This is a genomic window from Limnohabitans sp. 15K (assembly GCF_002778285.1).
Classification (GTDB): domain Bacteria; phylum Pseudomonadota; class Gammaproteobacteria; order Burkholderiales; family Burkholderiaceae_C; genus Limnohabitans_A.
Genome location: NZ_NESM01000006.1, coordinates 1 through 21,267 on the forward strand (window position 1 = coordinate 1; position 21,267 = coordinate 21,267).

Sequence of the window (21,267 nt, forward strand, 5' to 3'; positions counted from 1 at the left end):
TTTCCAGCGTTCCCACATTAGGGCCTTCTGGCTATCAGAGTAGTAAATTCTAGGTCTTCGCTTCATCTGCAACACTCCTTCTGCTAAAGCAGTTTCTAGTGTGTTGCATCGATCGGTTGAATCCAAGGCCTAAAGCAGACTCTCATCCATCACAAGCCTGCTGGCTCAATTCAGACAAACCACAACACGCCCACCACGCCGCCCACCACCATGGCCACGAATCCCAGTCCTACGGTCAGACCGTAGCGAATCCCGCCGCTGGCCATCGCCAAAGTGGTTTTGGCCACTGCGCTTGAGGCGAGAACGGCCACCAGTGCCCAGTGCGCCCACTCAGGCGTCATCCCACCTGTCTGAATCAGCTGCGCAATGCTGGCAGCGGCGGCATGCACTTCCACCCAGGCCACACACAGGGCAGCCACCAGCACACCCACATCGCCAAAAAAATGTTGCAGCCAAGCGGCAAGCAAGGACATCAAGGCGATGATGCTGGCCATGCCGAGGGCATGGGTGAGCTTGAAGGCACGCCCTATTGGGGTCTTGGCACCGTCCCCATCGATGCGACGCAAGGCGAGCAGCACCACCAGAAGCAAGCCAAGGACCGCCAAGACCAGTGGCCAGCGCATGGCAAACAGCAGCGTCGGTGATGCCGCCCCCAGCACCCCTGCAAACAGCGTCAACGACGCCAGATTGGCCAGCAGGGCACAAGCCGCTGCAGGCAGTGCATCGCTTTGCCCTGACCGCACGCGCTGACCCGTGCTGACGACCACGGCAGTGGAGGACACAAAACCCGAAAAGAATGCCGCCAGTGGCATACCCCAACGACCCCCCAGCACACGCTGTGCGACATGGCCCAGCATGCCGACCGCCATGACCAGTACCACGATGCGCCACAGCGTGGTGGGTTGCAGCACACCCCAGGGGTCCATCGCTTGGTCTGACAGCAGCGGCATCACGACCAGTGCTGCGGCTGCCAAGATCAGTGCGTCTTGCAACTCCTGATCCGTGATCAGAACACGGCTGATGTGCTGCGACGCTTGTTTGGCATGCAGCATTGCGGCAGCCAGCACGCCGAGAGCCGCAGACAAGCTCGGGTTTTGCTGCGCAAGCGCCGACAACATCAGTGTCGTCAGCAGAGCCGCCTCACCTGTCTGGCCGGGATCGCTTTGGGCGGTGGCCTGATAACCGCCGATCACCAGCGCGCCGACCACCAAGACCGTGGCCACAAATGGCGAAGTGCCCAAACTCCAGCTCACATTGCCGAGTATCGCCACGAGCAAGTGCGTCCGCGTGCCAGCCTTCGTTCTACCGGGTTGGTGTCGTCGCTCGCGCACCACACCGATCAGCAAGCCCACCCCGAGGGCGGTCAACAAACCTGTCCAATGTGCAGTGGAGTTCATGGCAAGACAAACATCATCCGCATCTGAACATGAGATCCAGCGCCTAACAGTGATCCAGATCACTCTCTGATTGAACCAGGCCTTGGAAAACGAGCCTGTGCCCTGCTGAATGTTTGATGAACTGGCGCTTGCGAGAAAAGATCTCTGGGGTTACATGTTCCACAACCGCGGAACGTTGCCTGGCAACCCCCACATCTCTTGTCTCCAAGCAGCCCACACCTTTCGCAGCAGTTGAAAGGCCGGCTCGGTCACGGGTGACAGCACCCGCAGCACGATCACCTGTTGGTGAGGCGATGTAGCCCCCGCGGTCAGCCGCAGTTCAGATGCTTCAAGCAACTCACGCGCACAGGCCAGGGCGCGATCGGCGCGCTCTGAAGCGATGGCGCTGCCCGCTGCAAACACCAGCGTGGCCATGCAGCGTTGCCCTGCCAGGCCCAGTGGGCTGTTCAGCAAGCGGGTGTCGCTGGCGCTGAGCATGCCGCGTTCCAACCACACGCCTGGAATTTCCAGGTGTTGGCGGAATGCGCCTTGCGTGAAGGGCATGTCTGCCGCTGGCAAGCCCAAAGCGGTGATGTCCCATGTGATCAACTCAGCCCCGGGCGCGAGGTCGAACACAGCGCGGTTGATAACCTCACAGCCGTTGTAGGCAATGGCTTCGAGTGGCAGCCATTCCAGTCGTGAACCTGTTTCTAAACGGGCATGCACCTGTTGCGTGGCCAAGCCCGTATCGCTTCTGTAAAAGCGCGTGGCGCCAGGTGTGGTCACCAAGCCATGTGCGCCGGGCCCAACAGTGACGCGCATGTCGAGCGTGTCGCCACCCACCAAGCCGCTGGGCGGGTGCACCAGCACGTTGTGGCACACCGCATCGCCTTCGGGGTAGAGGCTTTGCAGGATGCGCAGCGGGCCCTCGTGCAGGTAGCGGGCCACGCTCCGATCGGATTCAAGCGTGTAGTCCAAATCAAGACGTGCCAGCCAAGTCATAAGGCGCAGCCGATGAGCTTGTCCAACTTCACACCAAACCGTTCACACGTTTCATTCACCCTGCGAGCCGCGATGTGCCCAGCCTGTGGTGTGCTTTTCGATGTAGCTGAAGAGCTCGTACATGACCATGGCCATGGCGCCCACCACCACCAGGCCTGAGAAGGCCAGGCCCATCTGCATGGCTGAGCCCGCAGAAATCAGCAAGTAGCCAATGCCTTCGTTCGACGCCGTCATCTCGGACACGGTGGTGCCGACAAAGGCCAAGGTGATGGCGACTTTGAGCGAGCCGTAAAAGTAAGGCATGGAGCGGGGCAGGCCGACTTTGACCAGCACGTCCCAGCGCTTGGCGCCCAGCACGCGCAGCACGTCTTCGAGTTCAGGCTCCAGTGTGGCCAGACCTGTGGCGATGTTCACCATGATGGGGAAAAAGCTGATGAGGAAAGCCGTGAGGATGGCGGGGCCAATGCCGATGCCAAACCACACCACCAAAATCGGCACAAAGGCCGCTTTGGGAAGGGCGTTGAAGGCGGTCATGAGTGGGTACACGGCGGCATAAGCCAGGCGCGAGCTGCCGATGATGAAACCCAGCAGCACGCCCACCACGATGGCGATGCCAAAGCCCACCATGGTCACCCAATAGGTACGCCAAGCGTGGCCTGCGATCACGTCGCGGTATTCAATGGTTTGCTGTGCAATGCGCCAAGGGCTGGGGAAGATGAATTCCGACACGTTGAAAGCACGGCACAGGCCTTCCCAAATCAAGATGCTCAGCACCAGCAAGATCCAGGGTGACCAGGTTTCGAGGGATTTCTTGTTCATGTGGGGCTCCCGCTCATTGGTTGATCGCTGCACCGGTCTTGCGCATGGCACCGATGTGGCCGCGCAGCTCGTGCACGATGTTGGTGAATTCGGGTGTGTAGGTGATCTCCAGATCACGCGGGCGGGGCAGATCGATTTCTTTTTTCACCACAAAGCGGCCGGGGCTCTTGCTCATCACGTACACCGTGTCAGCCAAAAACACCGATTCGCGCAGATCGTGCGTGACCAAAATCACGTTGAACTTTTGCTCGGTCCAGAGGTCGCGCAAGATGCACCACAGCTCTTCGCGGGTGAAGGCGTCGAGCGCGCCAAAGGGCTCGTCCAGCAGCAGCATTTTGGGCTCGTGAATCAAAGCACGGCAGATGCTGGCGCGTTGCTGCATGCCGCCCGACAACTGCCATGGAAACTTGTCCTCATAGCCAGCCAGGCCCACGGTGCTGAGCAACTTGCGTGCACGCTCCACGTATTCGGCCTTCTTTTGCTTGAAGTTGGAACGGTAAGGTTCCACGATCTCCAGCGGCAAGAGCACGTTGTCGAGCGTGGTGCGCCAAGGCAAGAGGGATGAGGCCTGAAACGCCATGCCACTGATCTTGAGCGGGCCGGTCACCGGTTGTCCGTCGACCAAAATGCGGCCTTTGCTGGGCATCTTCAGGCCCGTGGTCAGCTTCATGAAGGTGGACTTGCCGCAGCCTGATGGCCCGACGATGGCGATGAACTCGCCTTGTTTGACCTGCAGGTTGATGTCTTCGACAGCGAAGTGGTTTTGCGCCAGCAACTCGTCGTTGTAGGCCAGCCAGACATTCTGGAAATCAACGAATGATTCTTGGGTCATGGTGAGAGCTCGAAAATGGTGTTCGAAAGTGTATACACGCTACGCCCTGTAAAAGCCCACCGACCCGAGCAGGGTGGCGGTGGGCCCGGAGCGCCGGGGTTGAATGCCCCGAAGCTTGCGCAGATTTACTTCTTGCCTTTGGGCAAGATGTCCAGCTCTTTGGCGGTGGGCAAGAACGAGCCGTTCCAGATGTCTTCGGACTTGACGCGGGTCTTGGTGTTGAACGCGTCAGACACTTGTGACGCCATCAGGGTCATGCGGGGGGCGTTGATTTGACCAAAGCCTTCGGCGCGGGCCGATGGGCTGTTGATCACGGTGTCGATGGCCAATTGCAGGCGGCGGGTTTCCAACTCAACGTTGATGATGCCGTCGCGCGCCTTGACCGTTTCGATCGCCTTGGCCGGATCGGCCATCACGTCTTTGGCGCCTTTGGTGAAGGCGGCGAGGAAGGCTTTCACAGCCGCTGGGTTTTCTTTCAAGATTTTTGGCGAAGCGATGATCGCGTTGCCGTAAAGCTTGACACCAAAGTCGGGGTACTGCATCACGACCACGTCTTCGGCTTTCACACCACGCGCTTCAATGTTGAGCAGCGAGGTGAAAGTGAAGCCAGTGATGGCGTCCACGTCACCGCGCACCAGCATGGTCTCGCGCAAAGGGGGGTCCATGGCCGTCCAGGCCACGTTGCCAATGCCGTTGGCTTTCTGGAAGATGGGGAATGCGCGGCGACCGGCGTCAAACACAGGGGCGCCCAGCTTCTTGCCAGCCAAGTCGGCAGGTGTTTTGATGCCGGACTTCTTCAAAGCCATCACCGAAGCGGGTGTGTTGTTGTAAACCATCATGATGGCCACAGGCTTGTTGGGCGCGTCGGGGTTGTTGGCGTGGAACTCCATCAGGGCGGCCAGGTCGGCAAAGCCCAGGTCGTAAGTGCCCGAAGCCACCCGGGTGACTGCGCCACCCGAGCCGTTGCCCGAGTCCACGGTCACGTCCAGTTTGGCGTCCTTGAAATAGCCCTTGGCACCCGGCACCAAGAAGAAAGCAGCTGGGCCCTCAAAGCGCCAGTCCATCTGGAATTTGATGGGGGTGGTTTGGGCTTGGGCAGTGCCAAAAGCGGCGGCGACGGCCAAAATGGCGGTCGCCTTGAGAAGGAAACGCTTGTTCATGAGGGGCTCCAGAGTCTAATAAACGGTGTAATTTGACTAGCAAATTCGGTGCCATTATCGACCATGGGCCTGACAAGCTGTGTCAGGTTCATCCCCTAGAAACCCCCTGTTTTGGTGCCGAAGTGAGGCCACTCTGGCACCAAAATGGGGTTAAAAGTATCCGCGCACCTGTTTAATGCGCTTCGGCTTGTTTGGCGGCCTCAATTGCATCGCGGTTGTCACCGCTGGCGCCATTGAAAAACAGGTTCAAAGCCACTGCGGTGATGGAGGCAAGCAAGATGCCCGATTCGATCAGCGGGTGCAGGCCATGCGGCATCCACTGTTTGAAGTTGGGTGCGATCAGAGGAATCATGCCGATACCGATCGAGACCGCCACAACAATGGCGTTGCCGCGGTTGTTTTTGAAGTCCACTGCGCCCAGAATGCGGATGCCAGTGGCCGCCACCATACCGAACATCACCAGACCCGCGCCACCCAGCACCACGGTGGGCAGTGACTCGATCAGTGCGGCCATCTTGGGCAGCAGGCCCAGCGCCACCAAAATCAAACCACCGGCCACGCAGACAAAGCGGCTCTTGACGCCCGTGACCGCGACCAAGCCCACGTTTTGCGAGAAGCTGGTGTAAGGGAAGGTGTTGAAGATGCCACCAATCAGCGTGCCCAGACCATCGGTGCGCAGACCGCGTGTGAGTGCGGCTTGGTCGACCTTCTTGTCGGTCATCTCGCCCAAGGCCAGGAACATGCCTGTCGACTCGATCATCACCACGATCATGACCAAGGTCATGGTCAGAATCAGCACCGGCTCAAAAATGGGCATGCCGAAATGGAAAGGCATGACCACATCGAACCAAGCGGCTTTGCCCACTTTGTCGAAGTTCATCAGGCCCATCGCCGTGGCCACCGCGCCACCGATCACGATGCCCAGCAGCACCGAGATGTTGGCCACAAAACCTTTGGCAAAACGTGCGATCAGCAAGATCGACGCCAGCACCAGAGCGGCAATGCCCACACCCGTGAGGTCGGCGTATTTGGGGTTGGGCATCTTGGGCAAAAGTGCCAGGTCTTTGGGCATGGCCGGCAAGGTGGAGCCGGGTGCGCTGGCCGCCGCTGCGGCTGCGTCCAGCCATTGCTTGTGCTCAGGCGTCACGATGCTGGGCGCTGTGGGGCCAAAGGGGTTGCCAAAAATCCAGTTGATGCCGATGCGCATCAAGCTGATGCCGATCACGGCAATGATGGTGCCCGTGACCACAGGCGGGAAAAAGCGCAGCATGCGGCTGACCAGCGGCGCGATCAGGATCGAGATGATGCCCGCCCCGATGATGGAGCCAAAGATCAGCTGCGCGCCCATTTCACCTGGGTTGTTGTTGGCCATGGCCACCATGGGGGCCACCGATGCAAAGGTCACGCCCATCATCACCGGCAGGCGGATGCCAAACCACTGTGTGGCACCCAGCGACTGGATCAAAGTCACCAGGCCGCAGCAAAACAGGTCAGCCGAAATCAAATAGGCCACGTCTTGCGGGCTCAGTTTGAGGGCGCGACCCACGATCAGGGGCACCGCCACAGCACCGGCATACATCACCAGCACATGTTGCAGGCCCAAAGCGGCGAGCTTGCCGTTGGGCAAATGCTCGTCCACGGGGTGGATGGTTGAACTCATGGAGGGGTCTCCTGAAAAGTAAACAGAGGGGAAAACCGCAAAGAAACTAGATGTGTGCTTCTTTGTGTTCGAAACTGTATACAAAAATGAAGGGGCTGTGATGCGTGAAAACCCTGTGTATTTAAGGTCAATGTGCCCCGGATGCAAAAAACCGCCTGAACCCCGAAGGGCGGCGGCTTTCAGTACAGCGGTGTTAACTCAAGTGGCCATCAAGCTGCTCATCGCTTGAGTTTTTGGTAAAAGTTTTCGTGCGATCCCAACAGCAGCAGCATGCGCGTGCCGGGGTCGTATTCATAAGCCAAGAGCATCAGCTGCTGCTGGCTTCGGTATTTGTAGACAAACACACCAGACAAATCGCCCTTTTTGGGTTCGCCCAAAGCTGGGTCGGCCACGATGGCCGCAACGGCTTCGTCTGCATCCGTTTGTTGGTTTGTGTGCAGCTTTTTGTACGCCCTGGCAAAAGCGGCAGTTTGAAAAACCTGAATGCTCATGAGATGCTGGATTGGGGCACAAACGGCGTAGCCAGCAGGGGGCCTTCCGCACGGGCCACCATGAGTTCGCGCACAAAATCGATGGGCAGATCGGGGTTATCGAGAGCGGCTTTACCGACCATCGCCCAAAACTCGATTTGCCCAGCGATGGTGCGGCGCTCGGCGCTGGCGTGCGCCTTGGCTTGTTCGTAAAGTGCGTCGTCAATGCGGACAGGCATGCCCATGTGATTCACCTTGAAGTTGATTGCTACAAATGTAGCATCGATGGCGATTCGGGGTCAAGAAGCGTGGTCAGCAGGGCGTGGGCCCCGCTGCCATCAGGCCAGCAAATCCAGCAAGGTGCGCGCCACCACCTTGGTCGCCCGGCGCAGGTCATCGAGCTGCACATGTTCGTCGGCACGTTTGGCGTTGGATTCGAGCACGGTGCGCGGCCCTGCGCCGTAGATCACGCCGGGGATGCCGCGTTCCACGTACAGGCGCACGTCGGTGTAGAGCGGGGTGCCTAGGGCGGGGATGGCTTCGCCGAAGACTTGTTCGCCGTGTTTTTGGATGGCGCTGACCAGAGGTTGGTTGCCCGCCAGGGGCTTCATGGCGTTGGCCAGCAGCATGCGGCGCACATCCACTTTCAGCTCATGGCCACCGCGTGGGGGCTTGAAGCTGGCTGCGGCGTCGGCAATGGTTTGGCGGATGCTGGCTTCCACTTCGGCCGGGTTCTCTTCGGGGATCATGCGGCGGTCGAGCTTGAAGCTGACTTTGCCGGGCACCACGTTGGTGTTGGTGCCGCCTTCGATCAGGCCCACGTTCAGATAGGGGTGGGTGATGCCCTCGACCTTGGACGTGACTTTCAGGTATTGCGTGTTGAGCGCAAGCAGGGCGCTCAAGATGTGCACCGCGCCTTGCAGCGCATCGGTGCCGCTGTCGGGGATGGCGGCGTGCGACATCTCGCCTTGCACGGTGACTTCCATTTGCAGGCAGCCGTTGTGTGCGGTAACGACCTGGTAGCTGAAGCCTGCAGCGATCATCAGATCAGGCTTGGTCAGGCCCTTGGCCAACAGCCAGCCGGGGCCCATTTCGCCGCCAAACTCTTCGTCGTAGGTGAAGTGCAGTTCCACACCGCCTTTGAGGGGGGCTTTGAGTGATTCGAGCGCCCGCGTGGCAAAGGTGAAGGTGGAAAAGTCGCACTTGCTCACGGCGGTGGCGCGGCCGTACATGGCACCCCCATGGATCTCGCCGCCGTAGGGCGGGTGTGTCCAGCCTTCCCCGGGGGGCACCACGTCGCCGTGGGCGTTCAGGGCAATGGTTTTGCCCTCGCCATATTTGCGGCGCACGATCAGGTTGGTGATCGACTCCAGGCCATAGGCCTTGACTTCGGAGGCGGGCACAGGGTGCTTTTCTGCGTCAAAGCCCATGGGCTTGAGCAGCTCGGCGGTGCGCTCGGCGTGTGGTGCGTTGTTGCCGGGTGGGGTGTCGGTCGGCACTTGCACCAGAGCCTGCAAAAATTTGACCTGTTCGTCGAAGTGCGCGTCGATCCAGGCGTCGAGTTGTTGGTATTGGTTTTCAGTAGCGCTCATGACAATTCCTGAGAGAGTTGGTTCAAAACATGGGTGAAGGCATCGACACACAGTTGCATGTCGTCGCTGGTGGTGGATTCGCGTGGGTTGTGGCTGATGCCCCCGTTTTCGCCGCGCACAAACAGCATGGCTTGCGGCATGACTTCGTGCAGCTTCATCGCGTCGTGGCCTGCGCCGCTGGGCAGTTTGAAGAGCGGCACACCCAAAGCTGAAACGGCGCTTTCCCAGCGGGCTTGCCACTCGGGGGCGCTGGGCGCGGCTGCCGCGCTCATGGTGAGTTCGGCTTTGACGCGCACACCTCGGCGCTCGGCAATTTGGTCAAGTTGGCTCATCACGTCGGCGACGAGCGCGTCGCGCTGCGCATCGGTGGGGGCGCGCATGTCCAGGCTGAACAGGCATCGGCCGGGCACGACGTTGATCGAGCCGTTGGGCACTTGCAGCTGGCCCATCGTCGCCACGCTGTCGCCGTCTTTCGCGGCGCGTTGCTCCATGTACAGCGCCAGTTCGGCCACAGCGCAGGCTGCGTCGCGACGGCGGTCCATGGGGGTGGTACCCGCGTGGCTGGCCGTGCCGAAGGCTTCGCACAGGTAGCGCACGCTGCCGTTGATCGACGTGACCACGCCCAGCGGGATGTTCACTTCATTGAGCACCGGGCCTTGCTCGATGTGGACTTCGACAAAGCCCAAATACTGGGCGGGATCGCGCTGGATTTTGGGGATGTCGTCGATGCACAGGCCCGCGTGCTGCATGGCGGCGCGCATGGTGATGCCGTCGGCGTCTTGCTGGTCCAGCCATTCGTGCTTGAAGTCGCCAATCAGCGCGCCCGAGCCGAGGAAGGTGGCTTTGTAGCGCTGGCCTTCTTCTTCGGCAAAGGCCACGACTTCAATGCCAAAGGGCAGGCGCTTGGCTTGCTGGTGCAACTGCTGCACACAGGCCATGGGCACAAAGATGCCCAAGCGCCCGTCGTACTTTCCGCCGTTGCGCACGGTGTCGTAGTGGCTGCCCGTCATCAGGTATTTGCCGCCTGCGGTGGCCGGGTGGTAGCGGCCCACCACGTTGCCCACGGCGTCGGTGTAGACCTCGTCAAAGCCGCAATCGCGCATGTTTTGCGTGATGCGTTGGGCGCAGGCGCGGTGTGCGTCGGTGAGGTATGTCACCGTGAGTTGGCCCAACTCGGCAAAACCAGGGTCGGAGTGTTGCGCCAGCTTTTCTTGCCAGTCCCAGACCAGGTGGCCCAATGTGGGCTCCACGCCAAACTTGTCGTTCAGGCGGATTTCGACGATGCGGTGAATGTTGCGCAGGCACTCCGCCAATTCAAAGTCGGGGTGACCGAACAGGCGGCGCTCGAAGGCGTCGATGATCTGCTGTTTGTTGTAGCCCACGCCACGCGGGCCGCGCACCGCCAGGATGAAGGGCCAGCCGAACTTGGCGTTGTAGTCGGCGTTGAGTTTCTGGATCTTGGCAAACTCTTCAGGCGTGCAGTCGGTCAGACCCGCCTTGGTTTGTTCGTTGGTGGATTCGGCTGTGAGCGACTTGCTGACCATGGCCTTGCCTGCCAGCTCGGGGTGTGCGCGGATCAGGCCCAGCTGCGCGTCGCGCCCGGCGTGTGCCAGCACTTCACACATGGCGTGTTTGAGTTGCGCCAGCGATGTGAATGGGCGTTGAGACAGAGCCTGTTCGGCGATCCAGGGCGAATGCTCGTACAGGCCGTCGAGCATCTGCGCGGCATCGGCGTGCGATGCGCTGTTGAGTTGTTCCAATGTCAAAGGCATGTTCAGTCCTTGTAGGGGTGTGTGGCTTTCCAGTGCCGTGCGATGTCGATGCGCCGCGCCACCCAGACTTTGTCGTGCGACTGGATGTGGTCCAAAAAGCGTTGCAGCGCGGTGATGCGGCCGGGGCGCCCCAGCAATCTGCAGTGCATGCCGATGCTCATCATCTTGGGGGCGTTGTCGCCATCCGGGTTGCCTTCGGCGTACAGCGCGTCAAATGTGTCTTTCATGTATTGGAAAAACGGATCGGCGTGCGAATAGCCCTGCGGCAGCGCAAAGCGCATGTCGTTGCAGTCCAGGGTGTAGGGCACGATCAGCTGCGGCGCATCGGTGCCGTCTGACTTGCGCACTTTCATCCAAAACGGCAGGTCGTCGCCGTAGTAGTCGCTGTCGTATTCAAAGCCGCCAAAGTCGGCCACCAAGCGGCGCGTGTTGGGGCTGTCGCGGCCGGTGTACCAGCCCAAGGGGCGTTCACCGGTCAGCTTCTGAATGATCTCCATGGCCTCGGCCATGTGGGCGCGCTCGGTGGCTTCGTCGATATGTTGGTAGTGGATCCACTTGAGGCCGTGGCAGGCGATGTCGTAGCCAAGTTCTTGGAAGGCAGCGGTTAACTCGGGGTGCTTTTGCAGCGCGGTGGCCACACCAAACACGGTGAGTGGCAGGCCACGCTTTTCAAACTCGCGCAGGATGCGCCACACGCCAGAACGCGAGCCATATTCGTAAATGCCTTCCATGCTGATGTGCCGCTCGGGGAAGGACGCGGGGTTGAACATTTCAGACAAAAACTGCTCGGAGCCCGCATCGCCGTGCAGCACCGAGTTTTCGCCGCCTTCTTCGTAGTTGAGTACAAACTGCACGGCCACGCGTGCGCCGCCCGGCCATTGGGCGTGCGGCACATGGCGGCCGTAGCCTTTCAAGTCGCGGGGGTAGGGGAGGGTGGAGTCGTAGGTGCTCATGGCGGTGTTCAGTGCAAGGGATCAGGCCAGGGCCAGAGAAATGTCGTGGGTCGGCACTTGGCGGTCAAAAGTGAGGCTTTGCTCGACGTGCAGCAGGTGTTCGTGCATCAGCTGCACGGCTTGGTCGCTGTTCTTGGCTTCCATGGCCGCCACGATGGCAACGTGTTCGTCGGTCGAGTGTTCGGCTTCGTTGCGCGACTGGTACATCAGCGTGATCAGGGCGCAGCGCGAGATCAACTCGCCCAGCACTTGGGCCAACACATCGTTGTGCATCAGCTCGGCCATGCGCACATGAAAGTCACCCAGCAACTCGGTCCGGCCCGTCACGTCGCCTTGCGTCACGGCTTCACGCTCTTGCTGGATGTGTTCTTTGAGCGCGGTGATTTGCTCAGGCGTGACCTGCTGCACGAAGGCGCGGGTCATTTCGGCCTCCAGCATGCGGCGCACGGCAAAGACCTGCTGGGCTTCTTCGACCGACGGTGCGGCCACAAAAGCGCCCCGTGCGGGTTCGAGCTTGATCAAACGGTTTTGTGACAACTGAAACAAGGCTTGTCTGACCAAAGTGCGGGACACGCCAAAGTGGTCGGCCAGTTTTTGTTCTGCCAGCTTGGACCCGGGCAAAAGCCGATGCTCCACAATGGCTTTGGTCAGCGACTCGACGATGTGGTGCGTGGTGGAGGTTTCCATGTCTCGCTGTCCCTTTTGCGGGTGTTTTTGGGTGGATTTAGATCCTGTGGCTCAAATCATAGCCACTCGATGCAAAATTGTATACACTTTGGTCGACTGATTTGAGCCAGGCTGTAAAAGCCTGCAAAAACCACCTTTTTCAACCCCTCACCAATCAAAGCGAGCACACCATGGGATTGAGCACTCACGTTCTGGACACGATGCACGGCTGCCCAGCCGCTGGCATGCAGGTTGCGCTGTACACCACACAAGGCGAGCAGGCCACGCTGGTCAAAAGCTTCACCCTCAACCACGACGGGCGCAACCCTGACGGCATGCTGTACGACCACGCCAGCCTGCGCCAAGGCACTTACCGCTTGGTCTTCAATGTGAGCGACTACTTCAAGGCCAAAGGCGTGGAACTGCCCGAACCCAACTTTTTGAACCGCGTGTCGCTGGACTTTGGTGTGGCACACGAAGACCAGCATTACCATGTACCCCTGCTGGCCAGTCCGTGGAGTTATTCGACCTACCGCGGGTCGTGAAGACCGTTTAACTTGAGGCGGGCTTATGCCAATTTGACTTTAGACAGGTCAAATGTGGGTTTCGGAGTCTTCAGTTTCATGTTTTCCAGGGTTTGCACGATCAGCCCTGCGACAAAACTGTCTCGGTAGGACTTGTTGTCGGCGGGCACCACGTACCAAGGGGATTCGGGCGTGCTGGTGGCACCCATTGCCGCTTCGTAGGCCTGGGTGAATTTGGGCCACAAGGCACGGTCTTCAAAATCCGAAGCTTGCAGCTTCCAATGTTTGCGCGGGTCGTCCAGCCGGGCTTGCAAGCGTTTCTTTTGCTCGGATTTGGAAATGTGCAGGTAGCACTTCAACACGGTGATGCCCGCGTCTTGCAGCAAAGACTCGAAGTGCAAGATGTTGTCTAAGCGTTTTTGGCAGGTTTTCTCATCGATCAATCCCCGCACGCGGGTGACCAGCACATCTTCGTAGTGGCTGCGGTTAAAAATCACCATTTCGCCCAGTGCTGGGGCTTTGGCGTGGATGCGCCACAAAAAGTCATGCCGACTGTCCAACTCGGTGGGCACGCCAAAAGCTTCGGCCCGAACGCCCAAGGGGCTGACGTGGCTGAAAACGCTGCGGATCACGCCGTCCTTGCCCGCGGTGTCCATGCCTTGGAACACAACGAGCAAGCCCTTGGATTTCGCCGCGTGCAGGGTGCTTTGCAATTTATTGAGCTTTTCGCCCATGTCGACCAAGTGGTCATCCAACTCACTGTCCGAGGGGCGTTCTTTGGACGGAGGCGCGGTGTCAAAGTCTGAAAGTTGGCATGAGCGCTTGGGAGAGATATACCAAGGGGTGTAGTCTTTGGATTGCATCTGGACAGTGTAGGCAATTGGTGAGTTCAGGCCCGTCAGCTGACGCACCGATCTATTTTTTTATCCAGCGCCTGCTGGGCTGGGCATCTTGGGGCCAACTCACTAAAATCAGGCCTTACCGTTTATTTACCCCCCCGCACCATGACCCAAGTCACCAACACCGTGCGCTTTGTGCTCGACGGCCAAATTGTCGAAGCCCAGGGCGAACGCCGCACCACCACTGTTCTGGATTACCTGCGCGAGCAGCTCCACCGCACCGGCACCAAAGAGGGCTGCGCAGAAGGCGATTGCGGCGCTTGTGTGGTGATGGTGGGTGAACTCAACGCCGCAGGCACCGGGGTGGACTATGTGGCAACCAACTCGTGCATACAGTTGCTGCCTTCGCTGGACGGCAAATCGGTCAAGACCGTCGAGAGCCTGAAAAAAGCCGACGGCACGCTGCACCCCGTGCAAGAAGAGATGATCAAGTGCCACGGCTCGCAGTGCGGCTTTTGCACGCCCGGCATCGTGATGAGCCTGGTGAACTTGGTGCAGGTTTTGCCCATGCCCAACCGCCAGCAGATCACTGATTCGCTCAGTGGCAACCTGTGCCGTTGCACCGGCTACAAGCCAATCATTGAATCGGCCACCAAGGCTTGTGCCAAGCCCGAGGCTTTGAAACTGGACGACAGTGCCGATGTGCCACTGCTGAAAGAAATCCAACGCGCCAGCGTGCCGACACTGAGCCTGGACGGCGACATCATCGTGCAGCCCGTGGTGCGCACCCGCAAAGGCAATGAATTCGTCTCCCCCGCCACCATCGCCGAAGTGGCCGACTATCTGGTCAAGAACCCCACCACCACCCTGTTGGCAGGCAGCACCGAAATTGGCTTGCAAGTGAACAAGCAGTTCAGCCGTCCTGACCACATCATGTATCTGGGCAACGTCAAAGAACTCCGCCAAGTGACCGAGACCGCCAGCGCCTGGCGCATTGGCGCGGCCGTGTCGCTCACTCAAGTTGAAGCGCTGGTGGCCCAGGCTTACCCCGACTTCACCGAAGTGCTGCGCCGCTTTGGCTCACCCCCCATCCGGTCGACCGCCACGCTGGCGGGCAACATCGCCAACGGCTCGCCGATTGGCGACACCATGCCTTGCCTGATGGCGCTGGGTGCCAGCCTGGTGCTGCGCCGTGGCGACAAAACCCGCAAGGTGCTGCTGGACAACTTCTACACGGGCATGAAGAAAAACGTGATGGAGCCCGGCGAGTTCATCGAAGCTGTGGAATTGCCCAAGCCCGTGTCAGGCCAGGTGTTCCGCGCCCACAAGGTGAGCAAGCGTTTTGAACAGGACATTTCGGCCACTTGCGCGGCCATCAGCTACACGCTGCAAGGCGGCAAGCTGAGCGGCGTGAAGCTGGCCTATAACGGTCTGGCCCCATCGCCTTGCCGTGCCCCCAAACTGGAAGCCGTGCTCGAGGGCAAGTCGCCTTCGGACGTGAAAGCCGCCGATCTGGACGCCGCGATCACCGCCAGCTTCACCGCGCGTGACGGCTTGCGCGCCACATGGGCTTACCGTGCTTTGGTTGCCCGCAACTTGGCCCTTGAATTCATCGAAGAACAGAAAGAGGTGGCTTGAATGAACGCTCCTACCGCACTCAAAAACCTGCTGCCTGTTTCGGGCGTTCAGCAAGGCAAAGAGCTGGTGCACGAGTCCGCGCACCTGCACGTCACGGGCTCTGCCACCTACATCGACGACATCCCTGAGCACGCCGGCACCTTGTATGCCGCACTCATCTTGTCGCCCGTGGCGCATGGCGAGTTGATCGGCGACGGCATCGACCGCGAAGCCATCTTGCGTGAACACGGTGTGGTGGCCGTTTACACCGCCAAAGACATCCCCGGCGAAAACAACTGCGGCCCCATCATCCATGACGACCCTTTCCTGGCCGCAGGCAAGGTCGAGTTCATCGGCCAAGCCGTGGCTGTGGTCGTGGCGCGCGAGATGCTCTACGCCCGCGAAGCCGCCAAAAAAGCCAAGGTGCTGGTGAAAGAACTCACGCCTATCTTGACCATCGAAGACGCGATGGCGGCGAGCAGCTTCATCATGCCGCCCAAAGGCATCACCCGCGGTGACGCTGCGTCGGCCATTGCCAACGCGCCGCACAAAATCAAGGGCAGCACCAACACCGGCCAGCAAGAACAGTTCTATCTGGAAGGCCAAATTACCTATGCAGTGCCCAAAGAAGACGGCCAGCTCACGCTGTACGTGTCGACCCAGCACCCCGACGGCAACCAACGCGAAGCCGCGCACGCCCTGAACCTGCACACCAACGACGTCGAAGTGATTTGCCGACGCATGGGTGGTGGTTTTGGTGGCAAAGAAGGCAACGCCAGCATCTTCAGCCAAAGCGCTGCTTTGGCCGCGCACAAGCTGCAAAAGCCCGTCAAGCTGCGCGTGAACCGCGATGACGACATGACCATCACTGGCAAGCGCCACGACTTCCGCATCGACTACGAAGTGGGTTTTGACGACAACGGCCGCGTCTTGGGCGCAGACATCACGCTGATGTCACGCTGCGGTTACAGCACCGACTACTCGGGCCCGGTGAACGACCGTGCTTGCTTGCACATCGACAACACCTACCATTTGCCTGCGCTCAAGCTGGTGAGCCACCGCTGCAAAACCAACACGCAAAGCGCCACCGCTTTCCGTGGTTTCGGCGGCCCACAGGGCATGTTCGGCATTGAAACAGTGATGGACGAGATCGCGATGACTTTGGGCAAAGACCCACTGCAAGTGCGCAAGCTCAACCTCTACAAAGACCCGGCCATCAGCGGCACGCCCGACACCATGACCACCCAATACAACCAGTTGATTGAAGACTGGGTGGGTGACAAGGTGATCGATCAGGTCGAGCAGGAATCCAAATACGCCGAGCGCCGCGCGGCGGTGCAAGCCTTCAACGCCAAGAGCAAAACCCGCAAGCGCGGCATGGCGCTTGTGCCCTTGAAGTTCGGCATCAGCTTCACCGCCACCCACCTGAACCAAGGCGGCGCGTTGCTGGTGGTGTACATGGACGGCTCGGTCAGCTGCAACCACGGCGGCACCGAAATGGGCCAGGGCCTGAACACCAAGATGGCGCAAGTCTGTGCCGATGGTTTGGGTATCAGCGTGGACCATGTGCGCATCACCGCGACCGATTCGCAAAAAGTACCCAACGCTTCGGCCACTTCGGCTTCGAGCGGCGCTGACATCAACGGCGCGGCCATCATGAATGCCACGATGCAAATGCGTGAGCGCTTGAAGCCTGTGGCTGCCCGCATGTTGGGTTGCGCTGAAGGTGATGTGACTTTCGCGAACAACGAAGTCCACGGCGGCGGTAAAGCTGTGAAGTGGGCTGACGTGACCAAGCAAGCGTACATGGAGCGTGTGGGCTTGTCGGTCACGGGCTTCTACATGACGCCCGAAATCAAATACGACTTCGCGACCCTGAATGGCCGCGCTTTCTATTACTACTGCTACGGCGCTGCCGTGAGTGAAGTGGAAATCGACACCCGCACTGGCGAGTGGTGGCTCAAGGCCGTGGACATCGTGCACGACGTGGGCCGCAGCATCAACCCCGCATTGGACAAAGGCCAAATCGAAGGCGCTTATGTGCAAGGCATGGGCTGGCTCACCATGGAAGAGTGCATTTGGGACAAGAAGGGCAAGTTGCTCACGCACGGCCCCAGCACTTACAAAATTCCGGTGGCAGGCGATATTCCAGAGCACTTCAAAGTGTCCTTGTTTGAAAACCAAAACAACAAGCCCACGCCTTTCAACAGCAAGGCCACGGGCGAGCCGCCTTTGATGCTGGGTCTGTCGGCCTTCTTTGCCTTGCGCGATGCGGTGGCTGCCAGCGCCGACCACAAAGCCGTGGTGTACATGGACGCACCGGCCACGCCCGAGCGCATCCTGATGGCGTGCGAAAAAGCCAAGGCCACTGCAGGGTTGTGAGGGCTTGAGGCGGATGCCTGAAGCAGTTTCAGGCATCCTTTTGATTAGATTCATCCAGCCCACAGGAGCAGGCCCATGTCAGACGATCCACGGTGCTGCGGCACTGGCACTTGCATCATCAACGCCGAAGGCCTGTGCTGGTGCGGCCAGCGCTGGGATGGCGAGAAGATGTGTTTCATGGCTGAGCCTGTGGCGCAGCCAGACCGCCTTGCCAAGAGCGACACCTCCCCACAGTCGCCTCGCGTCGGGCAGGATTGAGCGCATGAGCGGCCTGCGCCCGTGCCCCGGCCGCCGTGCGCTGTTTACCCATACTTTGTTCTGCACAAGGCCACGGTTGTGAGCCAGGCCGCATCCACTGCTGAACCTTCACCCGCCATGCACTGGCGAGACCCGTTCCAGGTCCGGAGTTTCCGCTTTCAGTGGCCTGCCGATCTGGCCACATCCTGGGCCTTCGAAATGGAGTCCATCGTACTGGGCTGGTTCATCCTGGTCGAATCCGGCTCGGTGATGATGCTGGTGGTGTTTGGCTCCTTGCAGTACCTGGGTTCTTTGGTCTCGCCCATGTTTGGCGTGGCGGGTGACAGGCTGGGTTACCGCCGCATGCTGGTCCTGTCGCGAGCTCTCTATGCGGCGCTGGCCGCCGCCTTCATGCTGCTGGCTTGGTCGCAAGCCCTCACGCCCATGATCGTGTTGATCATGGCCGCTTTGGCAGGCCTGGTGCGCCCCTCGGACATGATGATGCGCAATGCCTTGATTGCACAAACTTTGCCGCCCCGGCATTTGCTGGGCACACTGGGCATTTCGCGCATCACCTCGGATTCGGCCCGCATTGCGGGAGCATTGGCCGGTGCGGGTGTGGTCGCTTGGCTGGGCATGACCTGGGCTTACGCGCTGATCACCGCGCTTTATATGCTCAGCTTTGTGCTGTCTCGCGGGGTGTCCGATGGGCCTGCGCAAACAACCGTCAACGATGTTCCACGCCTGTCACCCGTACGGGATTTGCAACTGGCTTTTGGCTATGTGTGGACCCGTCCCGTGTTGATGGCGGCCATGGCGCTGGCGTTCTTGGTCAACCTGCTGGCCTTTCCCTTTTCTTTGGGCTTGCTGCCCTATGTGGCCAAGAACATTTACCTGACCGACCAGACGGGCCTCGGCTGGTTGGGGGCTAGCTTTGCATTTGGGGGGCTGGTGGGCTCAGTGGTGCTCAGTTCGCACCGCTTTGCTTTTCGCGCCGCGCAAACCATGGTGCTGGCGGCAGCGGTGTGGTTTGCGGTGGATGTGCTGTTCGCCTTCAGCACGCATCTGGGCGTGGGCATGGCCTTGTTGTGGGTGGCGGGTCTGGCGCAAAGCCTGAGCATGACGCCCCTGGCCGCTGTGATGCTGCGCGCCACCGAGCCCGCCTACCGGGGCCGGGTGATGGGCATGCGCATGCTGGCCATCTGGGGCTTGCCTTTGGGCTTGCTGTTGTCGGGGTCGCTGATTGACAGTTGGGGCTATGCGGCCACAGCCGGCATGTATTCGGCTTTGGGGCTGCTCTTGACCGGGGCCATGGCCGTGTATTGGCGTGCGCACATTTGGGACCGGAAAGCCCAGGCCAATGCGCCTTTGTGATGTGCGCTGGATGAGCCCCCGCTGTGACCCAAGCGACAGCGTTCAAGTGGCTTTGGGCGCACAGTGTTGGGGCATCCTGGCACGGGTAAGTAAGCGTGTCTGAAAGCTGAAATTGACCATGACGAACTTGACCTCTTCTGCAGCCCCCATGACCGAACAACCTGCCGACCACCCTCGTGTGGTGCGGGGCTTGCTCAACATCGCCCACGCGCTGGACCATCTGTTCTTGCTGATCTTTGCGGCGGCGGTCAGCACCATCGCCGCTGACATGGGTCTGGCCCAGTGGCAAGACCTCATGCCTTACGGTGCGGGTGCGTTTTTCATGTTCGGACTGGGCTCTTTGCCCGCCGGGCGCTTGGGCGATTTGTGGGGCCGCCGCAGCATGATGCTGATCTTCTTTTTTGGCATCGGCGCAGCCGCCATCTTGACCGCCTTCGCTCAAACGCCTTGGCAACTGGCGGCCTGTCTGACGCTGATCGGCGTTTTTGCGGCCATTTACCACCCGGTGGGCATTCCGATGTTGCTGGAGCGCTCGTCTAACCCGGGGGCGACGATTGGCTTCAATGGCCTGGCGGGCAATTTGGGCGTGGCGGTTGCCGCTTTGCTCACGGGTTTTCTGATCCAGTGGTTGGGCTGGCGTGCGGCTTTTGTTTTGCCCGGCGTCATGGCGCTGGTGTGTGGCTGGGTTTTTGCACGCGCTTGCCCTCAGGAAATATCTTCCCCCGCCAAGCGCAAAGGCGGCGCCAAAGTCAGCCTGCCTGCACCCCTGCTGGCCCGAGCCCTGGTTGTGATGACAGCGGCCGCTGTGACCAGCAGCGTGTTGTTCAACTTCACCACCAACGGCAACGGGCCCTTGATCACCGAGCGCTTCAAAGGCGTGATGGAAGATTCTGCCAGCTTAGGCCTGTTGCTGGCGCTGGTGTACGCCGTGGCCTCGGTGGCCCAAGTGGTGGTGGGGCACCTGATCAACCGATTCCCACTCAAGCGCTTTTTCATGTTCATGGTCATGGCGCAGATTCCCATGCTGGTGCTGGCCTCTCAGGCGCAGGGCTGGTGGCTGTTTGCGGCGCTGATTGGGGTCATGGTGTTCATCTTCGGGGCGATTCCCTTCACCGATTTTATGATCGCTCGCTATGTGGACGACCGTCTGCGTTCCCGCGTATCGGGCATGCGCTTAGGCGTGTCGTTCGCGGTCAGCTCCTTGTCGGTCTGGGCCTTGGGGCCGGTGGTCAAGGCCATGGGCTTTGGCAACTCGCTTTTGCTGCTGGCGGGCTTTTCGGTGGCCACTACCCTCATTTTGACCTTGCTGCCTGGCGCAGCGCACGAACAATCTGCTGTCGCATGACGGTCCGTGATTCAGGGCCTCAGTCTTGACCCTCGGTCAAGGTATCGAGCTGGAATTTCCCGCTTTTGTGCCAAAGCCACACATCGGTGTAGGTCACTTGCCGCATGTTTTTAGGAACCGGATAGGGCGCAGAGGTTTTGACCATGCGTTCAATTTCGGCCATGACATGGGGTGCATGTTTGGGTGCACGCATCCAGTTGACGGCTTTGACAGAACCCTTTTGATCGATGTCCACATTCAAAACCCCGACGGCTTCGAGCATGGGGGGCATGCGGCCTTTGTAAATGCGGTGTGCATGCAGGCCATACAAATGGCTGGCAGCGTCCTTGCGATATTCTTTGCTGCTGCGGGCCAGTGATGTGGGACCGCTGGGCTCGACAATTTTTTCGGGTACTTTGGCTGCAGGCGTCACGAGTGCCGGCGCAGACGTTGCCGTTGGTTTCACGGGTGCGGGTGGGCTGCTGCAGCCACTGAGCCAAGCGAAAGCCACGGCGCTTAGAGCCCACAAGCTGTGACCGAGAGGTCTGTGAAGAGATTGCAAGCGTGGTTTCATGGTGAGCCCTAGTCCTTGGCATACTCAGAGGTGGTGTGGATTGTGGCACCCTCACGGCCTGATGAGCAAGTCAGCCACATCCCCCAACTTTGAC

At 60.0% G+C, this 21,267-nt stretch carries 20 protein-coding genes; 6 read left to right on the top strand and 14 right to left on the bottom strand.

What is annotated here, in order from left to right; all coding sequences use genetic code 11:
• Positions 1 to 170: 170 nt before the first annotated feature.
• The 12 genes from B9Z40_RS15525 to B9Z40_RS15580 form a co-directional block, all read right to left on the bottom strand.
• Positions 171 to 1,397 carry an MgtC/SapB family protein gene (locus tag B9Z40_RS15525; RefSeq protein ID WP_100174277.1) on the bottom strand — a complete coding sequence of 409 codons (1,227 nt, stop codon included), beginning with the start codon at positions 1,395 to 1,397 and terminating at the stop codon, positions 171 to 173.
• A gap of 150 nt (positions 1,398 to 1,547) precedes the next feature.
• Positions 1,548 to 2,378 (bottom strand): urease accessory protein UreD, encoded by an 831-nt coding sequence (locus B9Z40_RS15530; RefSeq protein ID WP_100174278.1) that lies wholly within the window; start codon positions 2,376 to 2,378, stop codon positions 1,548 to 1,550.
• 51 nt (positions 2,379 to 2,429) lie between these two features.
• Positions 2,430 to 3,197 carry an ABC transporter permease gene (locus tag B9Z40_RS15535; RefSeq protein ID WP_100174279.1) on the bottom strand — a complete coding sequence of 256 codons (768 nt, stop codon included), beginning with the start codon at positions 3,195 to 3,197 and terminating at the stop codon, positions 2,430 to 2,432.
• Between the two features lie 13 nt (positions 3,198 to 3,210).
• Entirely contained in the window at positions 3,211 to 4,029 is an 819-nt protein-coding gene (locus B9Z40_RS15540; protein ID WP_100174280.1) for an ABC transporter ATP-binding protein, read from the bottom strand.
• Positions 4,030 to 4,154: 125 nt separating this feature from the next.
• Positions 4,155 to 5,189, bottom strand: a complete 1,035-nt coding sequence (locus tag B9Z40_RS15545) for an ABC transporter substrate-binding protein (RefSeq protein WP_100174281.1) — start codon at positions 5,187 to 5,189, stop codon at positions 4,155 to 4,157.
• Positions 5,190 to 5,361: 172 nt separating this feature from the next.
• Positions 5,362 to 6,849 (bottom strand): nucleobase:cation symporter-2 family protein, encoded by a 1,488-nt coding sequence (locus B9Z40_RS15550; protein WP_100174282.1) that lies wholly within the window; start codon positions 6,847 to 6,849, stop codon positions 5,362 to 5,364.
• A 218-nt stretch (positions 6,850 to 7,067) separates the two neighbouring features.
• Positions 7,068 to 7,340 (bottom strand): type II toxin-antitoxin system RelE/ParE family toxin, encoded by a 273-nt coding sequence (locus B9Z40_RS15555; RefSeq protein ID WP_100174283.1) that lies wholly within the window; start codon positions 7,338 to 7,340, stop codon positions 7,068 to 7,070.
• Entirely contained in the window at positions 7,337 to 7,564 is a 228-nt protein-coding gene (locus B9Z40_RS15560; RefSeq protein ID WP_100174284.1) for a ParD-like family protein, read from the bottom strand. The genes B9Z40_RS15555 and B9Z40_RS15560 overlap by 4 nt, the downstream gene beginning before the upstream one ends.
• A 93-nt stretch (positions 7,565 to 7,657) precedes the next feature.
• A complete protein-coding gene (locus B9Z40_RS15565; RefSeq protein WP_100174285.1) occupies positions 7,658 to 8,911 on the bottom strand; it encodes a M20/M25/M40 family metallo-hydrolase in 1,254 nt (417 codons plus the stop codon).
• Complete coding sequence (gene uraD / locus B9Z40_RS15570; protein ID WP_100174286.1) at positions 8,908 to 10,683, bottom strand: 2-oxo-4-hydroxy-4-carboxy-5-ureidoimidazoline decarboxylase; 1,776 nt, start codon at positions 10,681 to 10,683, stop codon at positions 8,908 to 8,910. Before uraD ends, B9Z40_RS15565 begins: the two co-directional genes overlap by 4 nt.
• Positions 10,684 to 10,685: 2 nt before the next feature.
• Positions 10,686 to 11,636 carry an allantoinase PuuE gene (gene puuE, locus B9Z40_RS15575; RefSeq protein WP_100174287.1) on the bottom strand — a complete coding sequence of 317 codons (951 nt, stop codon included), beginning with the start codon at positions 11,634 to 11,636 and terminating at the stop codon, positions 10,686 to 10,688.
• Between the two features lie 21 nt (positions 11,637 to 11,657).
• Entirely contained in the window at positions 11,658 to 12,323 is a 666-nt protein-coding gene (locus B9Z40_RS15580; protein WP_100174288.1) for a GntR family transcriptional regulator, read from the bottom strand.
• 170 nt (positions 12,324 to 12,493) lie between these two features.
• On the opposite strand from B9Z40_RS15580, the gene uraH reads away from it, so the two are divergent.
• Positions 12,494 to 12,847, top strand: coding sequence for a hydroxyisourate hydrolase (gene uraH / locus B9Z40_RS15585; protein WP_100174412.1), 354 nt, complete (start codon positions 12,494 to 12,496; stop codon positions 12,845 to 12,847).
• 23 nt (positions 12,848 to 12,870) lie between these two features.
• Here the strand turns inward: uraH and B9Z40_RS15590 are convergent, their stop codons facing one another.
• Positions 12,871 to 13,689, bottom strand: a complete 819-nt coding sequence (locus B9Z40_RS15590; protein ID WP_100174289.1) for a PPK2 family polyphosphate kinase — start codon at positions 13,687 to 13,689, stop codon at positions 12,871 to 12,873.
• A 141-nt stretch (positions 13,690 to 13,830) separates the two neighbouring features.
• Here B9Z40_RS15590 and xdhA point away from each other — a divergent pair, with 141 nt between their 5' ends.
• From xdhA to B9Z40_RS15615, 5 genes are all read left to right on the top strand, one after another.
• The gene (gene xdhA, locus B9Z40_RS15595; RefSeq protein WP_100174290.1) at positions 13,831 to 15,303 is read left to right on the top strand and encodes a xanthine dehydrogenase small subunit; all 1,473 of its coding nucleotides are present in this window, start codon (positions 13,831 to 13,833) and stop codon (positions 15,301 to 15,303) included.
• Positions 15,304 to 17,664 carry a xanthine dehydrogenase molybdopterin binding subunit gene (gene xdhB, locus B9Z40_RS15600; protein WP_100174291.1) on the top strand — a complete coding sequence of 787 codons (2,361 nt, stop codon included), beginning with the start codon at positions 15,304 to 15,306 and terminating at the stop codon, positions 17,662 to 17,664. It abuts the gene before it with no gap.
• 75 nt (positions 17,665 to 17,739) lie between these two features.
• A complete protein-coding gene (locus tag B9Z40_RS15605; RefSeq protein ID WP_100174292.1) occupies positions 17,740 to 17,922 on the top strand; it encodes a hypothetical protein in 183 nt (60 codons plus the stop codon).
• Positions 17,923 to 18,000: 78 nt separating this feature from the next.
• On the top strand, positions 18,001 to 19,275 hold the full coding sequence (locus B9Z40_RS15610; RefSeq protein ID WP_199172582.1) for an MFS transporter: 1,275 nt from the start codon (positions 18,001 to 18,003) through the stop codon (positions 19,273 to 19,275).
• Between the two features lie 118 nt (positions 19,276 to 19,393).
• Positions 19,394 to 20,620 carry an MFS transporter gene (locus tag B9Z40_RS15615; RefSeq protein WP_233204939.1) on the top strand — a complete coding sequence of 409 codons (1,227 nt, stop codon included), beginning with the start codon at positions 19,394 to 19,396 and terminating at the stop codon, positions 20,618 to 20,620.
• 19 nt (positions 20,621 to 20,639) lie between these two features.
• On the opposite strand, the gene B9Z40_RS15620 is transcribed toward B9Z40_RS15615, so the two are convergent.
• The gene (locus B9Z40_RS15620) at positions 20,640 to 21,173 is read right to left on the bottom strand and encodes a hypothetical protein (RefSeq protein WP_100174293.1); all 534 of its coding nucleotides are present in this window, start codon (positions 21,171 to 21,173) and stop codon (positions 20,640 to 20,642) included.
• Positions 21,174 to 21,267: the final 94 nt, after the last annotated feature.

Coding starts and splice junctions, on each gene's coding strand:
- B9Z40_RS15525 (WP_100174277.1), bottom strand. CDS start 1,397: ATGAACTCCACTGCACATTGGACAGGTTTGTTGACCGCCCTCGGGGTG.
- B9Z40_RS15530 (WP_100174278.1), bottom strand. CDS start 2,378: ATGACTTGGCTGGCACGTCTTGATTTGGACTACACGCTTGAATCCGAT.
- B9Z40_RS15535 (WP_100174279.1), bottom strand. CDS start 3,197: ATGAACAAGAAATCCCTCGAAACCTGGTCACCCTGGATCTTGCTGGTG.
- B9Z40_RS15540 (WP_100174280.1), bottom strand. CDS start 4,029: ATGACCCAAGAATCATTCGTTGATTTCCAGAATGTCTGGCTGGCCTAC.
- B9Z40_RS15545 (WP_100174281.1), bottom strand. CDS start 5,189: ATGAACAAGCGTTTCCTTCTCAAGGCGACCGCCATTTTGGCCGTCGCC.
- B9Z40_RS15550 (WP_100174282.1), bottom strand. CDS start 6,849: ATGAGTTCAACCATCCACCCCGTGGACGAGCATTTGCCCAACGGCAAG.
- B9Z40_RS15555 (WP_100174283.1), bottom strand. CDS start 7,340: ATGAGCATTCAGGTTTTTCAAACTGCCGCTTTTGCCAGGGCGTACAAA.
- B9Z40_RS15560 (WP_100174284.1), bottom strand. CDS start 7,564: ATGGGCATGCCTGTCCGCATTGACGACGCACTTTACGAACAAGCCAAG.
- B9Z40_RS15565 (WP_100174285.1), bottom strand. CDS start 8,911: ATGAGCGCTACTGAAAACCAATACCAACAACTCGACGCCTGGATCGAC.
- uraD (WP_100174286.1), bottom strand. CDS start 10,683: ATGCCTTTGACATTGGAACAACTCAACAGCGCATCGCACGCCGATGCC.
- puuE (WP_100174287.1), bottom strand. CDS start 11,636: ATGAGCACCTACGACTCCACCCTCCCCTACCCCCGCGACTTGAAAGGC.
- B9Z40_RS15580 (WP_100174288.1), bottom strand. CDS start 12,323: ATGGAAACCTCCACCACGCACCACATCGTCGAGTCGCTGACCAAAGCC.
- uraH (WP_100174412.1), top strand. CDS start 12,494: ATGGGATTGAGCACTCACGTTCTGGACACGATGCACGGCTGCCCAGCC.
- B9Z40_RS15590 (WP_100174289.1), bottom strand. CDS start 13,689: ATGCAATCCAAAGACTACACCCCTTGGTATATCTCTCCCAAGCGCTCA.
- xdhA (WP_100174290.1), top strand. CDS start 13,831: ATGACCCAAGTCACCAACACCGTGCGCTTTGTGCTCGACGGCCAAATT.
- xdhB (WP_100174291.1), top strand. CDS start 15,304: ATGAACGCTCCTACCGCACTCAAAAACCTGCTGCCTGTTTCGGGCGTT.
- B9Z40_RS15605 (WP_100174292.1), top strand. CDS start 17,740: ATGTCAGACGATCCACGGTGCTGCGGCACTGGCACTTGCATCATCAAC.
- B9Z40_RS15615 (WP_233204939.1), top strand. CDS start 19,394: ATGACGAACTTGACCTCTTCTGCAGCCCCCATGACCGAACAACCTGCC.
- B9Z40_RS15620 (WP_100174293.1), bottom strand. CDS start 21,173: ATGAAACCACGCTTGCAATCTCTTCACAGACCTCTCGGTCACAGCTTG.